This window comes from Phytopseudomonas flavescens (assembly GCF_900100535.1).
GTDB lineage: Bacteria > Pseudomonadota > Gammaproteobacteria > Pseudomonadales > Pseudomonadaceae > Aquipseudomonas > Aquipseudomonas flavescens.
Genome location: NZ_FNDG01000013.1, coordinates 124,575 through 145,029, shown reverse-complemented (window position 1 = coordinate 145,029; position 20,455 = coordinate 124,575). Strand labels below are relative to the sequence as shown.

General features: G+C 63.8%; 19 protein-coding genes. 11 read left to right on the top strand and 8 right to left on the bottom strand.

What is annotated here, in order from left to right:
• Nucleotides 1-95 precede the first annotated feature (95 nt).
• Complete coding sequence (locus tag BLR94_RS17125) at nucleotides 96-1,652, bottom strand: lytic transglycosylase domain-containing protein (protein ID WP_084307289.1); 1,557 nt, start codon at nucleotides 1,650-1,652, stop codon at nucleotides 96-98.
• 99 nt (nucleotides 1,653-1,751) lie between these two features.
• A complete protein-coding gene (gene gloB / locus BLR94_RS17120) occupies nucleotides 1,752-2,525 on the bottom strand; it encodes a hydroxyacylglutathione hydrolase (protein ID WP_084307290.1) in 774 nt (257 codons plus the stop codon).
• 88 nt (nucleotides 2,526-2,613) lie between these two features.
• On the opposite strand from gloB, the gene BLR94_RS17115 reads away from it, so the two are divergent.
• The 7 genes from BLR94_RS17115 to nudC all read left to right on the top strand — a co-directional run bounded on the left by BLR94_RS17115 (nucleotide 2,614) and on the right by nudC (nucleotide 10,536).
• On the top strand, nucleotides 2,614-3,375 hold the full coding sequence (locus tag BLR94_RS17115) for a methyltransferase domain-containing protein (protein ID WP_084307291.1): 762 nt from the start codon (nucleotides 2,614-2,616) through the stop codon (nucleotides 3,373-3,375).
• A 44-nt stretch (nucleotides 3,376-3,419) separates the two neighbouring features.
• Nucleotides 3,420-3,872 carry a ribonuclease HI gene (gene rnhA, locus BLR94_RS17110; RefSeq protein WP_084307292.1) on the top strand — a complete coding sequence of 151 codons (453 nt, stop codon included), beginning with the start codon at nucleotides 3,420-3,422 and terminating at the stop codon, nucleotides 3,870-3,872.
• The gene (gene dnaQ, locus BLR94_RS17105) at nucleotides 3,865-4,608 is read left to right on the top strand and encodes a DNA polymerase III subunit epsilon (RefSeq protein ID WP_084307293.1); all 744 of its coding nucleotides are present in this window, start codon (nucleotides 3,865-3,867) and stop codon (nucleotides 4,606-4,608) included. Before rnhA ends, dnaQ begins: the two co-directional genes overlap by 8 nt.
• A 115-nt stretch (nucleotides 4,609-4,723) precedes the next feature.
• Entirely contained in the window at nucleotides 4,724-6,982 is a 2,259-nt protein-coding gene (locus BLR94_RS17100; protein WP_084307294.1) for an Orn/Lys/Arg family decarboxylase, read from the top strand.
• A 214-nt stretch (nucleotides 6,983-7,196) separates the two neighbouring features.
• Nucleotides 7,197-8,009 (top strand): crotonase/enoyl-CoA hydratase family protein, encoded by an 813-nt coding sequence (locus BLR94_RS17095; protein WP_084307295.1) that lies wholly within the window; start codon nucleotides 7,197-7,199, stop codon nucleotides 8,007-8,009.
• Nucleotides 8,010-8,047: 38 nt separating this feature from the next.
• Entirely contained in the window at nucleotides 8,048-9,706 is a 1,659-nt protein-coding gene (locus BLR94_RS17090; RefSeq protein WP_084307296.1) for a FimL-related protein, read from the top strand.
• The gene (nudC, locus tag BLR94_RS17085; RefSeq protein ID WP_084307297.1) at nucleotides 9,703-10,536 is read left to right on the top strand and encodes an NAD(+) diphosphatase; all 834 of its coding nucleotides are present in this window, start codon (nucleotides 9,703-9,705) and stop codon (nucleotides 10,534-10,536) included. Before BLR94_RS17090 ends, nudC begins: the two co-directional genes overlap by 4 nt.
• Here nudC and BLR94_RS17080 read toward each other — a convergent pair.
• Entirely contained in the window at nucleotides 10,504-11,289 is a 786-nt protein-coding gene (locus BLR94_RS17080; protein WP_084307298.1) for a TSUP family transporter, read from the bottom strand. The two genes, nudC and BLR94_RS17080, sit on opposite strands and share 33 nt — an antisense overlap.
• Before the next feature lie 99 nt (nucleotides 11,290-11,388).
• On the opposite strand from BLR94_RS17080, the gene BLR94_RS17075 reads away from it, so the two are divergent.
• Nucleotides 11,389-12,036, top strand: a complete 648-nt coding sequence (locus BLR94_RS17075; protein WP_084307299.1) for a hypothetical protein — start codon at nucleotides 11,389-11,391, stop codon at nucleotides 12,034-12,036.
• Between the two features lie 11 nt (nucleotides 12,037-12,047).
• On the opposite strand, the gene BLR94_RS17070 is transcribed toward BLR94_RS17075, so the two are convergent.
• The 4 genes from BLR94_RS17070 to BLR94_RS17055 form a co-directional block, all read right to left on the bottom strand.
• Entirely contained in the window at nucleotides 12,048-12,815 is a 768-nt protein-coding gene (locus BLR94_RS17070; protein WP_084307300.1) for an SDR family oxidoreductase, read from the bottom strand.
• A 26-nt stretch (nucleotides 12,816-12,841) separates the two neighbouring features.
• Nucleotides 12,842-13,909, bottom strand: a complete 1,068-nt coding sequence (locus BLR94_RS17065; protein ID WP_084307301.1) for a phosphotransferase family protein — start codon at nucleotides 13,907-13,909, stop codon at nucleotides 12,842-12,844.
• 193 nt (nucleotides 13,910-14,102) lie between these two features.
• Nucleotides 14,103-14,414, bottom strand: coding sequence for an SCP2 sterol-binding domain-containing protein (locus BLR94_RS17060; protein WP_084307302.1), 312 nt, complete (start codon nucleotides 14,412-14,414; stop codon nucleotides 14,103-14,105).
• A 57-nt stretch (nucleotides 14,415-14,471) separates the two neighbouring features.
• Entirely contained in the window at nucleotides 14,472-15,170 is a 699-nt protein-coding gene (locus tag BLR94_RS17055) for a histidine phosphatase family protein (RefSeq protein WP_084307303.1), read from the bottom strand.
• A gap of 209 nt (nucleotides 15,171-15,379) precedes the next feature.
• Between BLR94_RS17055 and sohB the strand changes: the two genes are divergently transcribed.
• Together sohB and BLR94_RS17045 are read left to right on the top strand one after the other, a co-directional pair.
• A complete protein-coding gene (gene sohB, locus BLR94_RS17050; RefSeq protein WP_084307304.1) occupies nucleotides 15,380-16,399 on the top strand; it encodes a protease SohB in 1,020 nt (339 codons plus the stop codon).
• Nucleotides 16,400-16,436: 37 nt separating this feature from the next.
• Nucleotides 16,437-17,429: a YhdH/YhfP family quinone oxidoreductase gene (locus BLR94_RS17045; RefSeq protein ID WP_084307305.1), complete on the top strand. Its 993-nt coding sequence runs from the start codon at nucleotides 16,437-16,439 to the stop codon at nucleotides 17,427-17,429.
• A 140-nt stretch (nucleotides 17,430-17,569) separates the two neighbouring features.
• On the opposite strand, the gene BLR94_RS17040 is transcribed toward BLR94_RS17045, so the two are convergent.
• A complete protein-coding gene (locus BLR94_RS17040; protein ID WP_084307306.1) occupies nucleotides 17,570-19,948 on the bottom strand; it encodes a catalase in 2,379 nt (792 codons plus the stop codon).
• A gap of 246 nt (nucleotides 19,949-20,194) precedes the next feature.
• On the opposite strand from BLR94_RS17040, the gene BLR94_RS17035 reads away from it, so the two are divergent.
• Nucleotides 20,195-20,413, top strand: a complete 219-nt coding sequence (locus BLR94_RS17035; RefSeq protein WP_084307307.1) for a hypothetical protein — start codon at nucleotides 20,195-20,197, stop codon at nucleotides 20,411-20,413.
• The last annotated feature ends 42 nt before the right edge of the window (nucleotides 20,414-20,455 follow it).

The following is a 20,455-nucleotide window of genomic DNA, read 5'->3' as shown; positions in this document are numbered from 1 at the left end:
GTTCGGGGCGGCAAAGGTCTCGGTACAGTAACAGCTTGTCTGTACAGGAAAAAGGCCGGCCCCGGCGGTGTGCCTCGGGTGTGTTGCAATGCGCTTCAGCGAGGCAGGCGCAGGGTCAGCACCTGGCCCGGCTTGAGCGCCTTGCCGGTTCGCGGGTTCCAGCTCTGCAGGTTCTTCATCTGCACGTTGAACCGCTTGGCGATCAGGTGCAGCGAGTCACCCTTGCGCACCTTGTAGTAGGTCACACCATCGCGTTCCAGGCTGGCGACCGCACGAGTGCCGGCGGTCCCCTGCAGCCTGAGGTTCTGGCCGACGCGCAGGGCATGGCCATTGAGTTCATTCCAGCGCTGGATATCGGTCACCGAGACGTTGTGGGCCTTGGCGATCTGCCACAGGTTGTCACCGTTGCGAACCTGATAACTGCGCGAGGCGATCGCGGTATCGGCCATGCGGCGCGGCGTCGAGTCCGGTACCGGTTGCGCAGCGCCTGGCAGATTGAGCTGTTGGCCGACACGCAGTGTATTGCCGGCGATCTGGTTGAGTTCCTTGATGCTGGCAACGCTCAGTTCGTAGCGGTTGGCGATGCCGTGCAGGTTGTCGCCCGGGCGCACCACGTACCGCTGCCCGTTCAGCAGGTCCTCGGGCTTGAGGGTCGACAGGTTGGCGGTCAGCAGCTCGGCCTTCTGGGTGGGTACCAGCAGATGCTGTGGGCCGTCGACGGTGATGCGTTTCTTGAATGCCGGATTGAGCAGGTAAAGCTCGTCTTCATCGACCTGGGCGAGGGCGGCGACCCGGGAAAGATCCATGCGCTGCTTGAGCTCCACTTCCTCGAAGTAGGGTTCGTTGGCGATCGGGCTGAGGCTCACGCCGTAGGCGTCCGGCGCCATGATCACCTGGGAAAGGGCGAGCAGCTTGGGGACGTAGTTCTGGGTTTCCTGGGGCAGCGACAGGTTCCAGTAGTCGGTGGGCAGGCCGAGCTTCTGGTTGCGCTCGATGGCCCGGCTGACTCGACCTTCACCGGCATTGTAGGCCGCCAGGGCGAGCAGCCAATCGCCATTGAACATCTCGTGCAGGCGGGCCAGGTAGTTCATGGCGGCCTGGGTGGATGCGGTGACATCGCGGCGGCCGTCGTACCAGCGGGTCTGACGCAGGTTGAAGTTACGCCCCGTGGAAGGGATGAACTGCCACAGGCCCACCGCATCGGCCGGAGAATAGGCGAAAGGGTTGTAGGCGCTTTCGATCATCGGCAGCAGCGCCAGCTCCATCGGCATGTTGCGCTCCTGGAGACGCTCGACGATGTAGTGGATGTAAAGGTTGCTGCGCTCGCCGGACTTCTCGACGAACGACGGATTGCTGGCGAACCACAGGCGCTGTTGTTCGATACGCGGGTTGACGCCGATGCTGTCCTGTAACTGATAACCCGCGCGTACCCGCTCCCAGATGTCCTTGGGCTGCTCGGCCTGAGCCGCGGCATTGATCCACAGTGGCTGGTGCGGTGTTCTGCTGCTGAGGTCGACCGCCGGGGTTGAGTCAACGGGTTGTTGATCCAGGCTCTGGCAGCCGCTGAGCACGGCACAGATGGCCACGGCAAGCGCTGGGTAGCGCAAGGCCAATGCCTTTGCATTCAATGAGTTATACGCTTGCGAGGGCATCGGTGGGCGGGGGCGTCCTGGATCGAAAGTCGGGGGATTCTAGAAACCGATCCAGGGGTGGTCAAGTTTTGACCAGGATTTTGCGGCCCGATCGGCACTTCAGAAGCGATCTTTCCAGGCACGCAAGACCGCGAAAACCTCGCCCTCCGTGTCGATGGCGCGACCCTCGCGACTGGCGATCATTTGTTTAACCGATGTTTCAGCGCCACGCAGAAAGGGGTTGGTGGCGCGTTCGAGATCCAACCGGGACGGCAGGCTGATGCGCCCCTGCTCGCGCCAGGCAGCCACCTGCTGCAGGCGTTCGGCGATGGCCTGGTTGCCAGGCTCGACCGCCTGGGCGAAGCGCAGGTTGCTCAGGGTGTATTCGTGACCGCAGTAGATCAGTGTGCTATCCGGCAAGGCGGCCAGGCGTTGCAGCGACTGGTGCATTTGCACGGGCGTTCCTTCGAACAGGCGACCACAGCCCGCCGCGAACAGGGTGTCGCCACTGAACAGCCAGTGATGCTCGCCCTGATAGAAGGCAATGTGGCCAAGGGTATGGCCCGGCACCTCGATCACCTGCAGGGTCAGGCCAAGCACGTCGATACGGTCGCCATCGGCCAGTGCCTGGTCGCGGGCCGGGATGTTTTCCTTGGCCGGGCCGTAGACGCGGGCACCGCTGTCGCGGCGCAACGATTCGACGCCACCGACATGGTCGGGATGGTGGTGGGTGACCAGGATGTCGCTCAACGTCCACCCGGGATGCGCCTGCAACCAGGCCTGCACGGGCGCCGCGTCACCGGGGTCGACCACGGCGACACGCTTGTGCCGTTCATCCTGCAACAGCCAGATGTAATTGTCCGAGAATGCGCTCAGGGCTTCGATCTTGATCATCAGGTGGTCGCCAAGTAGGGGACAAAGGTGCATCTTAGGTGTCATTGTTGAAGATGGCTATGCAGGTACTTTCCATGAGCACGCGTCCATGAGCGACAACCCCTTTGCCCAGGCCGATGCCGATTGGCTGCAGCTGATCGGCGCTGCCCGAGCGTGGTTCACCAGCCCGCTGGGGCGGCTGCTGCTGGAGCAGGAGCAGCGCCTGCTCGATGAAGAGCTGGCGCGTTTTTTCGGCGGTTACCTGGTGCATTACGGCCCCTGCGCCGAAACCGCCATCGAAACCCGGCAGATCCAGCGCAGCGTGCGCCTTGGTGCTCCGTTCGAGGGGGTCGAGATCGCCTGCGAGGAACAGTCCTGGCCACTGGTCGAGCATGCCGCCGACGTGGTGGTGCTGCAGCACGGCCTGGACTTCTGCCAGTCGCCCCATGGTCTGCTGCGCGAGGCCGCGCGCAGCGTGCGCCCTGGCGGCCACCTGCTGGTGGTCGGAATCAACCCGCTGAGCGCCTGGGGTGCACGCCATGTGTTCGCCCATGACATCCTCCACGATGCGCGCTGCATCGCGCCGGGGCGCCTGGGCGACTGGCTCAACCTGCTCGGCTTCGCGCTGGAGAAACGTCGCTTCGGGTGTTATCGTCCGCCGCTCGCTTCCGCGGCCTGGCAGGCTCGGCTGGCCCCCCTGGAACGTTGGGGCGGCGCCTGGCAGTCGCCGGGTGGCGGTTTTTACGTATTGGTAGCGCGCAAGCTGGTGGTCGGCCTGCGTCCACTGCGCCAGTCCCGTCGCGAGCCGATGGGCAAGCTGGTGCCCATGCCGGTGGCCAAGGTCAGTCGTCGCGACAGCGAAGCGTCCTGAGCCCCCGTAGCAATCTCGAATCAGACCTTGGATAAAGTCGCTGAATGTCCGAACAAGTTGAGCTTTACACCGACGGCGCCTGCAAGGGCAATCCCGGCGTCGGTGGCTGGGGCGCATTGCTGGTGTTCCAGGGTGTGGAGAAGGAGTTGTGGGGCGGTGAGGCCGTGACCACTAACAACCGCATGGAGTTGATGGGGGCGATCCGCGGCCTGGCCGAACTGAAGCGCCCCTGTGACGTGCGCCTGGTCACCGACTCGCAGTACGTCATGAAGGGCATTCAGGAATGGATGCCCAACTGGAAGAAGCGTGGCTGGAAAACCGCCGCCAAAGAACCGGTGAAGAACGCCGACCTGTGGCAGCAGTTGGACGAGCAGGTCAACCGCCACAAGGTAACCTGGCAGTGGGTGCGCGGTCACATCGGCCACCCCGGCAATGAGCGCGCGGACCAGTTGGCCAACCGCGGCGTTGAAGACATCAGGAGCATGAAACGTGCGTAGAGTCGTACTGGATACTGAGACCACCGGTATGCCGGTGAGCGATGGCCACCGGGTCATCGAAATCGGCTGTGTCGAGGTCGAGGGCCGTCGCCTGACCGGCCGCCATTTCCACGTTTACCTGCAGCCGGACCGTGAGATCGACGAAGGCGCCATTGCCGTCCACGGTATCACCAGCGAGGACCTCAAGGACAAGCCGCGCTTCAAGGAAGTCGCCGACGAGTTCTACGCATTCATCAAGGGCGCGCAGCTGATCATCCACAACGCGCCGTTCGACGTGGGCTTCCTCAACAACGAGTTCGCCCTGATCGGCCAGCACGAGCGCGCGGATCTGGCTTCGTACTGCGACGTGCTCGACAGCCTGCAGATGGCCCGCGAGCGTCATCCGGGGCAGCGCAACAGCCTGGATGCGCTGTGCAAGCGCTATGGCGTCGACAACTCAGGCCGCGAACTGCACGGCGCCTTGCTCGACTCGGAGATTCTCGCCGACGTCTACCTGGCGATGACCGGTGGGCAGACCAACCTGTCCTTGGCTGGCGATGGTTCGGAAGGCGACGGCAATGGCCGCCAGCAGCCGACGCCGATTCGCCGTCTGCCTGCCGATCGTGCACGGGGTGCGGTGATCGCTGCCAGTGCCGAAGACCTCGCCGCCCATGCAGCACGGCTCGCCGCCATCGAGAAATCCGCTGGTGCGCCGGCCGTATGGGCGCAGATGGAGCAGGGCACTTCCGCCTGCTGAGCGGCGAATTGCGACCTTTTCGTATAGCCGCGCCCGCGAGGGGTTCCGTCCTTTCCGGCGAGCCTCTACCCTGAGGGCACAGCGGGCCAATCCCGTGTGACCTCAGGTGCTGCTGATGTACAAAGACCTCAAGTTCCCGGTACTCATCGTTCATCGTGATATCAAGGCCGATAGCGTGGCCGGAGAACGGGTGCGGGCCATCGCCCAGGAGCTGGAGCAGGACGGCTTCACCATCCTCTCCACCGCCAGCTCGGCGGAAGGGCATATCGTCGCTTCGACCCATCATGGCCTGGCCTGCATCCTGGTCGCCGCCGAGGGCGCCGGGGAAAATCGCCATCTGCTGCAGGACATGGTCGCGCTGATCCGCATCGCCCGTCGGCGTGCGCCGCAGTTGCCGATCTTCGCGCTGGGCGAGCAGGTCACCATCGAGAACGCGCCGGCCGAAGCCATGGCCGACCTCAACCAGCTGCGCGGCATTCTCTACCTGTTCGAAGACACCGTGCCTTTTCTGGCCCGCCAGGTGGCGCGTGCCGCACGCAATTACCTGGATGGCCTGTTGCCGCCGTTCTTCAAGGCGCTGGTGCAGCACACCGCGCAGTCCAACTACTCCTGGCACACGCCGGGCCACGGCGGTGGTGTGGCCTATCGCAAGAGCCCGGTGGGGCAGGCCTTCCACCAGTTCTTCGGTGAGAACACGTTGCGCTCCGATCTCTCCGTATCGGTGCCCGAGCTGGGGTCGCTGCTCGATCACACCGGTCCGCTGGCCGCCGCCGAAGAGCGGGCCGCCCGCAACTTCGGCGCCGACCACACCTACTTCGTGATCAACGGCACCTCGACCGCCAACAAGATCGTCTGGCATTCGATGGTCGGCCGCGATGACCTGGTGCTGGTCGATCGCAACTGCCACAAGTCGATTCTCCACGCGATCATCATGACCGGCGCCATTCCGCTTTACCTGTCGCCGGAACGTAACGAGCTGGGCATCATCGGGCCGATTCCGCTGAGCGAGTTCTCCCGCGAGTCGATCCAGGCCAAGATCGATGCCAGCCCGCTGGCGCGCGGTCGTGAGCCCCGGGTCAAGCTGGCGGTGGTGACCAACTCGACCTATGACGGCCTGTGCTACAACGCCGAGCTGATCAAGCGCACCCTGGGCGATTCGGTGGAGGTTCTGCATTTCGACGAAGCCTGGTACGCCTACGCGGCCTTCCATGAGTTCTATGCCGGCCGCTATGGCATGGGCACTACCCGCGAGGCGGGTGGCCCGATGGTGTTCACCACCCATTCGACTCACAAGCTGCTGGCGGCCTTCAGCCAGGCGTCGATGATTCACGTGCAGGACGGCGGCGTACGTCAGCTCGACCGCGACCGCTTCAACGAAGCGTTCATGATGCATATCTCCACCTCGCCGCAGTACGGCATCATCGCCTCGCTGGACGTGGCCTCGGCGATGATGGAAGGGCCGGCCGGGCGCTCGCTGATCCAGGAAACCTTCGACGAAGCCCTGAGCTTCCGCCGCGCACTGGCCAATCTCGGCCAGAGCCTGAGCAGCGAGGACTGGTGGTTCAGCATCTGGCAGCCGCCACGGACCGAAGGTGCCGACGACGTGTCGACGCCCGACTGGCTGCTGCAGCCTGAGGCCGACTGGCACGGTTTCGGCGATGTAGCCGAGGATTATGTGCTGCTCGACCCGATCAAGGTGACGCTGGTGATGCCGGGACTGACCGCAGGCGGTCGCCTCGACGAGCGCGGCATTCCTGCGGCGGTGGTCAGCAAGTTTCTCTGGGAGCGCGGCCTGGTGGTCGAGAAGACCGGGCTGTACTCGTTCCTGGTGCTGTTCTCCATGGGCATCACCAAGGGCAAATGGAGCACGCTGCTGACCGAGCTGCTGGAGTTCAAGCGCAGCTATGACGCCAACCTGCCACTGAACGTGGTCCTGCCATCCATCGCCCGGGAGGGTTCTGGTCGCTACCAGGGCATGGGCCTGCGAGACCTGTGCGATGCCTTGCACGACTGCTACCGGGAAAACGCCACCGCCAAGTCCCTCAAGCGCATGTACACCGTGTTGCCACAGATCGCCCTGAAACCGGCCGATGCCTATAACCAGTTGGTACGTGGCGAGGTCGAGGAGGTGCTGGTCGACGATGTCCAGGGGCGTATTGCCGCGGTGATGCTGGTGCCTTATCCGCCGGGTATTCCGCTGATCATGCCGGGGGAGCGATTCACCACGGAAACCCGCTCGATCATCGATTATCTGCGCTTCGCCCGCGCTTTCGAACAGCGTTTTCCCGGTTTCGACGCCGACGTGCATGGCTTGCAGCGCCACCAGGGCGAGCAGGGCAGCTACTACACCGTGGATTGCATCGTGGAGGCTTAGGGTCTCCCACAGGATCTTGCGCAAGGTATCAACGGCATCGCCGTGGCAGCCGTCCACGTGCTGGACTCCGCCGAGCGGCGAGGCGGTTCGCGGTGGCCGAACGGCCCGGGGCCGCATCGACATTCGCCAGCCGATTGCTATAGTGGCGCAGCCATTGCGCCCCGGCGCGATGGCCGACGATAACAACAGTTTCGCCCCATGGAGGAACAGTACCGTGCCCGATTATCAGGCCTTTCGTGTCGAACAGCTGGACGGGATCGCCCATGTGCAGATCGACCGTCCCGACAAGATCAATGCGATGAATGCCGCCTTCTGGACGGAGATCATCGAGATCTTCCGCTGCATCGACGAGACCGACGAGATCCGTGTCGTGGTGCTGTCCGGTGCGGGCCGGCATTTTTCCTCGGGCATCGACCTGAGCCTGCTGGCGCAGGTCGCCAGCCAACTGGACAAGGACGTGGGCCGCAACGCCCAGACGCTGCGGCGCAGGATCATCGAGCTGCAGGCCTCGTTCAACGCCGTCGACGCCTGCTGCAAGCCGGTGCTGGCCGCGATCCAGGGGTATTGCCTGGGAGGCGCGATCGACCTGGTATCGGCCTGCGACATGCGTTACTGCGCCGAGAACGCCCAGTTTGCCATCAAGGAAATCGATATCGGCATGGCCGCTGACGTCGGCACCCTGCAGCGCTTGCCCCGGATCATCGGCGACGGCATGCTGCGCGAGCTGGCATTCACCGGGCGTACCGTAGGAGCCGCAGAGGCCCGCAGTATCGGCCTGGTCAACCAGGTATTCAGCGATTTCGATGCCTTGCTGGCGGGGGTGATGGACATTGCGCGGGTGATCGCCGCAAAATCGCCGGTTGCCGTGCGCGGCACCAAGCAAATGATTCGCTACATGCGCGATCATCGTGTCGATGACGGGCTCGACTATGTCGCCACCTGGAATGCCGCCATGTTGCAATCAGACGATCTGCGTGTGGCCATGGCGGCCCATATGAGTAAGCAGACCCCCGCGTTTGCTGACTGATTGCGGCTTCATCACCTGTGCGGGAGGCACGATAGCGAATGGTTTCTGGAGCATCGTCACTGGGGCTGGTTCGCGATGAACTGTTCGCCACGATCGAGGAGGCCGAAGCGAGCCTCGAGCAGTTCATCGTCGAGCGCAATAATGGCAGCCTGCTGCAGCAGGCCGTGGACAACCTGCAACAGGTGCGCGGTACGCTCAACCTGATAGAACTCACCGGTGCCGAGCTGCTCGCCCAGGAAGTGCTCGATCAGGCCACCGATATTCCCGCTGGCGTCGGCCCGGAACGCGACGCCCAGCTGGCGGCGCTGAGCAGTGCGCTTTATGTGCTGCGTCGTTATCTCGAAAGTCTGGATGTGCATCGCCAGGAAATGCCCGAGCTGCTGTTGCCGGCCATCAATGACCTGCGCCAGGCCTGCAAGCAACCTCCGTTGCCGGAGAGCTTCTTCTTCAGTGTGCGCCTGGACCAGGCTCGGCCGCGCATGGTGCCGCCTGCCCTGGATGCGGCGGCCAAGGAAAACGAAGGCCGTCGCCTGCGACAGATGTACCAGGTCGGCTTGCTTGGCTTCATCCGCGAACAGAACCCGGCCGCGAGCATGAAGCTGATGGGGCGGGCGATGAGCCGCCTCGACGGGCTGTTCGCCAACGAGCCGCGTGGGCGTTTGTGCTGGCTGGGGGCGGCTGCCCTCGAAGCGCAGAACGACGGCCAGCTGTTGCCACGCAAATCGCGCAAGCAGCTGTTCGCGCGGATCGACCGTGAAATGCGCCAGATGCTCGTCAACGGCGGCTATGAACCACCGCGCAGCCTGCTCAAGGAACTCCTCTATCTGGTGGCGCTGTCCGCCAGCCAGGGGCCGCTGGCCAGCGAGGTGCGCGAATCGTTCGGCATCACCCCACTGCCGTTCACCGATCACCTGCTGGAAGAGGAGTACCAGCGGCTCTCCGGCCCTGGCAAGGCGGTGATGCGCTCACTGAGCTCTGCCATTCGGGAGGAGTTGAACAGCGTCAAGGATCTACTCGACCTGATCGAACGCGGCACCTTGCAAGAGGACGGGCTGGGCAGCCTGCATGCCTTGCTGGGCAAGCTGAGCAAGACCCTGGCCATGGTCGGCCTCAGTTCCGCCGGCCACTCGCTTGCCAATCGCCTGGCGACGGTGGCGGCTTGGTGCGAAGGTGCTGCGGCCCGGCCGGATGAGTTGATCGCCCTGGCCGATGCCGTGCTGTATGTCGAAGGCATGGTCGCGACCCTCGAACGTGGCGAGCGAGTGGTCACGCCTTGCCCCGAACCGGAGGCATGCAGCTTCGCCCAGCATCAGCTTTTCGAGGCGCGCATCGTGGTGCTGGACGAAGCGCGTGCCGGCCTGGCACTGGCCAAGCGGGCGATCACCGCCTACATCGAGGCCGCAGGCGAGCGCATGCACCTGTCCAATGTGCCGTTCAGCCTGCAGGCGGTGCGGGGCGGCCTGTGGTTTCTCGGTCAGGAGCGTGCCGCGATTCTGGTGGGCGCCTGCGCCGACTACATCCAGACGCAGATGCTCGATGCCGAGCAGATGCCTGCCGAGGCCCGCCTTGAGGTGCTCGCCGATGCGCTGAGCAGCCTGGAATACTACCTGGAAGCCGACACCGGGCTGGCGCAGCCGGGCGTGCTGGATCTGGCCAGTGAAAGCGTGCGCGCCCTCGGCCAGCCGGTGGCTGCATGAGCGGCCCGCATTGGTTACCCGAGCGGCTGGATTGCCGCCAGCCTGGCGGCCTGGTGGTGGCTCACCACCGCCAGCAGTTTCTCGCCGATGCCGATGGCCTGCTGTTTCCCCGCGACTGGTTGAAGAGCCAGGGCCTGCCGGTGCTCGCCGAGCATGGCCTCGGGCATTTCCGCGGCGAGCCTATTTACCTGCTGGAGCTGGAGCACAGGGCGGAACTGCCGGGATGCCACTGGCAGGGCTTGCGCCAGGTGATGCTCGAGGGGCAGGCCGAGTTGTTCCGCATGCTTGGCTACGCCGCGCAGATCGGCACCTGGGCCAGTGACAATCGGTTCTGCGGCGGCTGTGCCACGCCCATGGAGGCCATGGCAGGCGAACGGGCGATGCACTGTCCACGTTGCAATCTGCGCCAGTATCCGCGTTTATCGCCGAGCATGATCGTACTGGTCACTCGTGGTGACGAGATCCTGCTGGCACGCTCGCCACGTTTCGTGACGGGGGTGTACAGCACCCTGGCCGGCTTCGTCGAAGCCGGGGAGTCGGTGGAGCAGTGCGTGGCGCGAGAGGTGCGCGAGGAGGTGGGCGTGGAAGTCTGTGACATCGAGTACCAGAGCAGCCAGAACTGGCCGTTTCCGCACTCGCTGATGCTGGGCTTCCACGCTCGCTACGCCGGCGGTGAGATCGTCAGGCAGGAGGAGGAAATCGAGGACGCACGCTGGTTCTCGATCCAGGAGCTGCCGCCGCTGCCTGCGCCCCGATCCATCGCCCGCTACCTGATCGATCTCTACGTGGCGCGCCGTCTAGGAACCCGCGAACCAGTGCTGCCAGACTAACCGTGCGGTGAGCCCGAGAACCACCAGGATGAACACCGGGCGGATGAACTTCGAGCCACCGCCGATCGCTGTGCGCGCGCCGATGAAGGCTCCGCCCATCAGCGCGCCGCCCATGCAAAGGCCCAGTATCCAGGCGACCTGCCCCATGGCGATGAACACCACCAGTGCACAGGCATTGCTGATGAAGTTCATCGAACGCGCCACGCCACTGGCGCGCACCAGATCCAGCGGGTACAGCAGCAGCGTGCTGACCGTCCAGAACGCGCCGGTTCCAGGACCTGCCACGCCGTCGTAGAAACCCAGTGCCAGGCTTTGCGGCCACTGACGCTTTCGGGCGATGGGCACGTCGGCATCCAGTGGTGCGCTGGGCATCTTGCCGAACAGCAGGTAGAGACCGCAGGCGAACACTACCACCGGCAGCATCTGGTTGAGCCACTCAGCGGGCATCCAGTGCACCAGTACCGCGCCGCCGATGGCGCCAATGGTCGTGCCGATGATCGCGTTGCGCCACTTGTCCGGGCTGAACCGTTTGCGTCGATAGAAGGTGTAGCCGGCGGCGCCGGAGCCGAAGGTGGCGCAGAGCTTGTTGGTGCCCAGTACCAGGTGTGGCGGCATTCCCGTGGAGAGTAGTGCAGGGATGGTCAGCAGGCCGCCGCCCCCGGCGATGGCATCGATGAAACCGGCGATGAAGGCGACCAGCACGAGCAACAGCAATGTGCTGGGATCGACGGCCATGTCGAGGGCAAAGGGCATATAAAGGCGACCTGTATCCGATTCTGCGGTGTCGGCGCTATTCGCACGCCGACTCGCTGCGCATAATGCCGATATTTTCACCTGCAAGGAATCGATTCGATGCAGTACAACGGTCTTGCCTGGGCGACCGCTCTGCTGGCGCTGCTGGTGCTCTTCGTCGCGCTGCGCGTGCTGTTCGGCGGGCGCTGGTTTCTGGCTTGGTTACGGGGCACCTGCGGCCTGGTTTTGCTGGGGGGGGCGGTACTGGTCGGGCTGTTGGCATACGACCTGAGCCGTTACCGGACATGGCCTGCCGACGCGCCTTTGTTGACCCTGAGTTTCCATCGCACGGGCAACCTTTACCGCGTCGATATTCTCGAGGCCGGCGTCGAGCGCAGCGTGACGCTGGAAGGCGACCTGTGGCAACTGGATGTGCGCCTGTTGCAGTGGAAGGGGCTGGCGCAGCTGATCGGCCTGCAACCGGGCTACCGCCTGGAGAAGCTCGGGGGCCGTTTTCTGGCCATCGAACAACAGAACCAGGCGCGTTACACCCAGGTGCAATTGACCCGCAGTCACTATGGTGTCGACCTGTGGCGCTGGCTGCGTCTGGGCCATCACGACCTGTTGCTGTTCGATGCCCAGGCCCGCCGCGTGACTTACCTGCCGATGGCTGACGAAGCGGTGTTCAACATCGGCCTGACGCCCGGTGGATTACTGGCCCAGCCGATGAATCAGGCCGCCCACCAGGCGCTGCAGGACTGGCGGTGAAGCGCCGTTTCTCAGGACAGGAAACCACCGTCGACATTCAGCGACACGCCGGTGGTGTAGCTTGACGCATCGCTGGCCAGGTAGAGCACCGCGCCCGCCATTTCGTCCGGGGCGGCCACTCGCTTGAGCGGTATGCGCTGCAGGGCGAGATTGAGGATCGCCTCGTTCTGGGTCAACGCCGATGCGAAACGGGTGTCGGTGAGGCCCGGCAGCAGGGCATTGCAGCGGATGCCGAACTGTGCGCATTCCTTGGCGAACACCTTGGTCATGCTGATCACCGCAGCCTTGGTGACCGAATAGATGCCCTGGAACTCACCCGGCGTTACGCCATTGATCGACGCCACGTTGATGATGCTGCCACCGCCGTGTTCCTTCATCAGCTTGCCGCCTTCGATCGACATGAAATAGTAGCCGCGGATGTTCACGTCGACGGTCTTCTGGAAGGCGCCGAGGTCGGTGTCCAGCACGTTGCAGAACTGTGGGTTGGTGGCCGCATTGTTGACCAGTATGTCGAGGCGGCCGAAGCGCTCGCGGATCTCGGCGAATACTGCCTGGATCTGCTCCATCTCGCCGATGTGGCAGGCCATCGCCACGGCCTTGCCGCCGTTGGCATTGATGGCGTCCGCCACGGCCTGGCAGCCGTCCAGCTTGCGGCTGGCGACGATCACCTGGGCGCCTTGCTGGGCCAGTAGATGGGCGATCGCCTCACCGATCCCGCGGCTGGCGCCGGAGACCAGCGCAATCTTGCCGTCGAGGTCGAACAACTGGGTCTTGGACATGGCATGGGTCTCTCTGAAGGGGGACATCAACGTGTCGAACGAGCGATGACCCCAAGGGCCATCTGTTCCAGCAATGCGTTCATCTGTACGAAGGAGGCGAAGCGCTTGTCGCCGGTCTGGCCGTGGTAATAGCGGTAGTAGATCTGCTGGACGATGCCGGCAAGACGGAACAGGCCATAGAGGTAATAGAAGTCGAAACCGTCGATCTGCATGCCGGCCCGCTCCGCGTAATACTCGACGAAGGCCTGGCGGGTCAGCATGCCGGGGGCATTGCTCGGCTGGCGGCGCATCAGTTGCACCGCCGGCGGGTCATCCGCCTCGATCCAGTAGGCCAGCGTATTGCCCAGGTCCATCAACGGATCGCCCAGGGTGGTGAGTTCCCAGTCGAGCACGCCGATGATGCGCATGGGATCGTCCGGGTCGAGGATCACATTGTCGAAGCGGTAATCGTTATGCACGATTGCCGAGCGCGGGTGGTCGGCCGGCATGTTTTCCCGTAACCAGGTTCTGACCTCTCGCCAGAGCGGCGCATCGGGGGTGCGGGCATTGTCGTAGCGTTCGCTCCAGCCACTGATCTGGCGGGCCACATAGCCGTCCGGCTTGCCAAGGTCGTCCAGACCACAGGCCTGGTAGTCGACCTGATGCAGCTCCACCAGGCGGTCGATGAAGCCCTTGCACAGGGTGGTGGTCTGGGCGGGCGTGAGTTTCAGCTCGGCAGGCAGATCGGCACGCAGGATGACGCCTTCGAGCCGTTCCATGACGTAGAACTCGGCGCCGATGACCGATTGATCGATGCAATGCACGAAGGCTTGCGGGCAGTAGGGAAACGCATCGCGCAGCTTGTTGAGGATGCGGAACTCGCGGCCCATGTCATGGGCGGATTTCGCCTTGCTGCCGAATGGTGGTCGACGCAACACCAGCTCCCGACCGGCATAGCTCAGCAGATAGGTGAGGTTAGAGGCGCCACCGGGGAACTGGCTGATCCGCGGCTCGCCGCTCAAGCCACCCAGGTGGGCCTTGAGGTAGGCGTCGACGGCGCGGGCGTCGAGTTCCTCGCCCTGGCGAATGGCGGCGGATCGGTCGGTGAGAGTCATCCCTATCCCTTCTGGTTGTCGTTGGCAGTGATGATCGAGCCAATCTAATCAGCCCGGCGCGAGGCGACAAGTCCATCAGCTGCTTATCGATACGGCTGTTGGCAGCGGATCAAGGCGGCTGATACGCCACCAGCAGGCGAAAAAAAACCGGAATCGCAAAACCCCGGTTTCATTGCTCGATCCGCCCATGCACTCAGACCGGAAACAGCTCGCTCAGCTTGAGCGCCAGCATCATGTCGCCTTCGGCACGCAGCTTGCCGCCCATGAACGCCTGCATGCCATCGGTTTCGCCGGTGGTGATGCCCTTGAAGGTTTCCTTGTCCATGATCAGCGTGACGTTGGCATCCGGGCTGTCGCCCTGTTTGACTTCACAAGTGCCGTCCTTGACGATCAGGTAGTGGTTGTCGGCATCCTCGATGTTGAACTGGAACACCAGGTCCAGGCCCTCGGCGGCGCTGGGGTTGAACTTGGCCTTCATGGTTTGGACGATGTCTGCGACGCTCATGGTGGTTTCCTTTGTTTTCGGGTTGTTCTGCACCCTTGCGGGGGCGTTTGCCGGGGCTCAGCGGTAGGTGATGAGCGACGGTGTGTCCGACAGCTGCAGATGGGCATGGCTGTTGAACGAAGCCAGGGTCACCCGCTGGCCCTGGAACTTCAGGCAGCTTAGCGAGGTGTTGACGATTTGCCAGTTCATCGCGAAGGCGCTGGCGACCGGCATGCCGGTCAGCAGGTGCAGCAGGGCGGTGATGGTGCCGCCGGAGGTGAACACGGCGATTTTCTCTCTGCATGTTGCGCTACCAAGCAGGCGTTGCAGACCGCCGTTAACCTGCTCGACGAAGGCCTGCCAGCTTTGCAGCGCTGGTGCGTGGTAATCGCCGCCTATCCAGGTTTCCAGCAGGCGCACGAACAGGCGTTGGAATTCAGCACGGTTGTGCGCGGCGTCACGGATGATCTCGACGGCTTTCGGCTCGTGGGGCGTCAGGGTCGGGAGCAGGGTGCGGATGACCCCTTCGGCGTCGAATTCGTTGAAGGCCGGATCGGTTTCCAGCGCCGGCGCCTGCTCCAGTTGCTCGAGTACCAAGCGGCCGGTGTGGGACTGGCGCAGCAGGCTGCCGCTGCATGCCCGATCGAGGCGCAGCCCGGTTTGCGCCAGGTGGCGGCCAAGCAGGCTGGACTGCTGTTCGCCCAGGGGCGAAAGGACATCGTAATCCTCTGCACCGAACGACGCCTGGCCATGTCGAATCAGGTAGATGCTGCCCACGTTCGCTGCAACCCGGGAACCTTGAATGTGTGCCGAGGGTAGGAGGGTTGGCCTGAGGCTGTCAATGAAAATTCATACGTTTGTTTGAATTCGCCCGGGTGCGTCGGTCGAAAGCCGCGAACCTGTCTGGCCGTGCCCGGATGGCGCCGGTATGCTGGACAACGCGAGGCTTCCAGTAAGAAGCCGTTGATTGAAAATAGGGGAAATGTGTGGAGTTTCTTGCTGATTACGCAGGGTTTCTGGCCAAGACGGTCACGCTGGTGGTGGCCTTCGTCGTGGTATTGGTCGCCCTCGTCGCGGTGCGCAGCCGAGGCCGGCGCAGTGGTGGTCAATTGCAGGTGACCAAGCTCAACGATTTCTACAAGGCGCTGCGCCAACGCCTCGAACAGTCGATCCTCGACAAGGATCAACTCAAGGCGCTGGGCAAGGAGGAAGCCAGGTCTGCCAAGCAGGCCAAGAAGAAGCCGCAGCAGAAGTCGCGGGTATACGTGCTGGACTTCGATGGCGACATCAAGGCTTCGGCTACCGATGGGCTGCGCCATGAAATCACTGCGCTGCTGAGCCTTGCCACCCCCCAGGACGAAGTGGTGTTGCGTCTGGAAAGTGGCGGCGGCATGGTGCACAGCTACGGGTTGGCCTCCTCGCAACTGGCACGTATCCGCCAGGCCGGCGTGCCGCTGACGGTGTGCATCGACAAGGTCGCGGCCAGCGGCGGCTACATGATGGCCTGTATCGCCGAGAAGATCATTTCCGCCCCCTTCGCCATCCTCGGCTCCATCGGCGTGGTCGCCCAGTTGCCGAACGTCAATCGCCTGCTGAAGAAACACGATATCGACTTCGAGGTGCTGACCGCCGGCGAGTACAAGCGCACCCTCACGGTATTCGGCGAAAATACCGAAAAAGGCCGGGAGAAATTCCAGGAAGACCTGGAAACCACCCACGAGCTGTTCAAGAACTTCGTCGCCCGTTATCGCCCGCAACTGGAAATCGATGAAATTGCCACGGGCGAAGTCTGGCTGGGCATGGCGGCGCTGGAGAAGCAACTGGTCGACGAGTTGAGAACCAGCGACGAATACCTGGCCGAGCGGGCCCGCGACGCCGATCTGTTCCAACTGCACTTCGTGCAGAAAAAATCCCTGCAGGAGCGGGTCGGCCTGGCTGCCAGCGTAGCGCTGGATCGCTTCGCGCTGACCTGGCTGGGCCGTCTCGGCCAGCAACGTTTCTGGTAACCGGCACAGTCCGCCACGACGGATGAAGGAGTTTTGAATGACGAGTTTCTTCGCTCTACAGGCAGCCCCGGATGCAAGCGGCACCTTCACGCAGCACGTGGTCGAGCGCGACGTCTCCGACTTGCCGGCAGGCGAACTGCTGATCCGCGTTCACTACTCGTCTCTGAACTTCAAGGATGCGTTGTCGGCCAGTGGCCAGCGGAGTGTCAGCCGCCACTACCCACACACCCCGGGCATCGATGCGGCTGGCGTGGTCGAGCACTCCAGCGCTGCCGAATTCAGCGAGGGCGACGAGGTGATCGTCACCGGCTACGACCTGGGTATGGATACCGCTGGCGGTTTCGGCCAGTACATCCGTATTCCGGCCAGTTGGGCGATCAAGCGGCCCCAGGGGCTGTCGCTGCGCGAGGCGATGATTTTCGGCACGGCCGGCCTGACTGCGGCTCTGTGCGTCGACAAGCTGGAGCGCGCCGGGCTTTCCCCGGACGATGGCCCCGTGCTGGTGACCGGGGCCACCGGCGGCGTGGGCAGCATCGCGGTCATGTTGCTGAGCAAGCTGGGCTACCAGGTGACAGCGGCGACCGGCAAGGCGCAGGAAGCCGAACTGCTGACACGCCTCGGGGCCGCGCAGGTGATTCCGCGTCTCGAGCTGCAGGCTGGGTCCGAGCGGCCGCTGCTGCGCGAACAGTGGAGCGGTGCTGTGGATACGGTGGGGGGCGAGATCCTCTTCAACGTCCTCAAGGCGACCCAGTACGGCGGCAGCGTTGCCTGCTGTGGGCTGACTGCCGGCGTCGAGTTCCAGGCCAGCGTGCTGCCGTTCATCCTGCGTGGCGTGAACCTGCTGGGCGTCGACTCGGTCGAGCTGCCCCTGGTGGTCAAGGCCTCGATGTGGGACAAGCTGTCGCTGCAGTGGAAGCTGCCGAACCTTGACGATCTGGTCAGCGAAGTGGGGTTGGCGCAGTTGCCCGAGGCGATCGAGCGAATCCTGCAGGGCGGCCAGGTCGGGCGGGTACTGGTCAGGCTGGAGTGACGCCAGCGGCTTTGTGAACGAAGCGCCCGTTTCACCGGGCGTTTTCATTTCAACTGCACTGCGGCGGCGTTTCGTCGACCTGCGCCGTTGACCAGGGCGAAAAAAAGCCCGGCGGGTGCCGGGCTCGAATGTTGCGGATATCAGACTTGCGGTGGGTTGGTCTCGCGGGATGGATGGCGGTGTTCGGCGATACCCTCGATCAGCTCGGCGATCAGTGCCTTATTGGCGCTGCTGCCCTGGTAGACCCCGGCAGGTGCGCTGTGCAACGGTACATCCGCCTTTTCCAGCAACTGCGTGCCGGCACCGATGGCCAGGATGCTCTTGCCATGGCGGAAGCTGTCACGCACGAACTCCAACGCGCGCCCATCAGCCTGCAGCGCGTTGCTGGCATCCTGGCCGTCGGGTACCACCAGCGCATCGAAGAGTGGCGCGGGCTGGTTTTCCAGCGAGCAGTCGGCTTCGATGGTACTGCCATCGGCGGCAGTGAACGGTCCCACCCGGGGGCCCACCAGACGTACGACTGCGCCTTCGGCCTGCAGCGCGGTGGATACCGCTTGCAGCGAGGCGGCATCCACCCCGGCCGCGAGCAGAATCGCCACCTGACGGGTGCGGATACCGCCATCGCCTGGTCGTGCCAGCAGGGACAGAGCGGGTGATTTGTCGATCTCGGCGGCGATGGGCTGCGGGTTGGCTTTCGGCAACGGCTCTGGTAACGGCATGCCAAGACCATCGGCGACCCCCTGGGCCAGGGTGTCCGAGATATTGCGCAGCATCGCCAGGGTGCGGTTGCGGATGCCAGGCACTGTCACCTTGCTCAATTCGAAGCGCAGCGCATCGATGATGTGCTGTTGCTCGTGGTCCGCCTGGCTGTTGAAGAACAGGCTGGCCTGGTTGTAGTGCTCGGCGAACTTTTCCGGCTTGCCGCGCACCTCGTCACCCTGAATCGGCTCGGGGAAGGGTACGAAGCCCATCTCGCCATTCTGGAACGGGCAGCCCCCGGCCAGGGAGTTCGGCTCGTAGGCCACTCGACCACGGTGGATGGTCTGGCGATGCATGCCGTCGCGCTGATTGTTGTGCACCGGCACCACCGGGGCATTGATCGGCAACTCCTGGAAGTTGGCGCCCCCCAGGCGGGTGATCTGGGTATCCACATAGGAGTGGATGCGCCCGGCCAGCAGCGGATCGTTGCTGAAGTCGATGCCTGGCACCACATGAGCAGTACAGAAGGCCACTTGCTCGGTTTCGGCGAAGAAGTTGTCCGGGTTGCGGTTGAGTACCATGCGCCCGATCGGGCGCACCGGTACCAGCTCCTCGGGAATCAGCTTGGTCGAGTCGAGAATGTCGAAACTGAAGGACTCCGCCTCGGCCTCGGAGATGACCTGTACGCCCAGCTCCCATTCCGGGTACTCGCCGGCCTCGATGGCTTCCCACAGATCACGGCGGTGGAAATCCGGGTCGGCGCCGGAAATCTTCACCGCCTCGTCCCACACGTGGGAGTGGGTACCGAGCTTCGGGCTCCAGTGGAACTTGACGAAGTGCGATTCCCCGGCAGCGTTGACGAAGCGGAAGCTGTGCACACCGAAGCCCTGCATCATCCGGTAGCTGCGCGGGATGCCGCGGTCGGACATGACCCACATGATCATGTGCGCCGACTCCGGCATCAGCGAGATGAAATCCCAGAAGGTGTCATGGGCCGACGCCGCCTGCGGCATGCCGTGGTGGGGTTCGGGTTTGACCGCGTGGACCAGATCGGGAAACTTCATGGCGTCCTGAATGAAGAACACCGGGATATTGTTGCCCACCAGATCCCAGTTGCCCTGATCGGTGTAGAACTTCACGGCGAAACCACGGGCATCGCGGGCGGTATCCTTGGAGCCACGTTCGCCGGCCACGGTGGAGAAACGCACGAAGACCGGTGTCTGCTTTCCGGCTTCGGCGAACAGCGACGCGCAGGTCAGGTCCTGCAGCGAATCGTAGCTCTCAAAGTAGCCATGGGCTGCCGAGCCGCGAGCGTGGACGATGCGCTCCGGAATCCGCTCATGGTCGAAATGGGTGATCTTCTCACGCAGGATGAAGTCCTTGAGCAGCGCCGGGCCACGCAGCCCTGCCTTGAGCGAACTCTGATTGTCGGCGATGGGCACGCCCAGGTTGGTGGTCATGCCCTGGCCGCCGCTGTCGGCGCGGACTCTCGGCAAATGGCCACTGGCGGCATTGACGCCTTGCGCGGGTGCATCACCGGTCTTGTCGTTGCTATTGGCCTCGCTGACGGTGCTGGCGCCCACGCTGAAGGGGCAGCCAACCGTCGCGCCCTGGCGCGGCTTGCTGGAGGCCTCAGCGTATTCGTCGGCCTTGTTGGCGTTGTGCGGCATGGCGTCGACGGTTTCGCCGGTGGCGCGTTTCTGTTCGATGACGGCCTTGCCGGTTCCGGCTGGCGGGGCCGCAGCAGCGGCGCTATCGCTGTTCAGATAGGCGCTTTCAGCTGCGGGGGATTTCGGGGTGGAGGTTTTACGCGAAGCCATTTGCTTGATCCTCATCAGGGCTGTTGCGCATCGGTCGTGCGCAACGAATAGAGACGAGGGCTGGCGGGCGCCTTGTAATAATCGCTATGGCCCGTTGCCCAAGGCCTTGGCAGGCCTAAAGGTATCGAATGACAGGATGTGTGTTAGGTTCAGGGTAAACCCCCCAACGGTCATAGGCGCTGTGTCACCTTTCAAAGAAGCACGACGCTGGCGTCCGCATGAACGACCACAAGCACAGGAGAGAACATGGATACGCTGGCGGTTACGATCGAGGACTGGGACGGCGACGGCGCCATACGGCTGCCCGACGAAACCTTGCAGGAGCTGGGGGCCGACGTGGGTGACAGGCTCTACCTCGTGGAAACCCTGGTGGGCAACCAGAAGGGCTTCATCCTCTCCAGGCAACCACAGATTCCCGAGCGGATCGATGAGCTTGCCGAGCAGTTCGGCAAGCTGGATCGATAACCCCAGCCATTGGCCGCCGATGCCTTCTGGGGGTGGACGCGG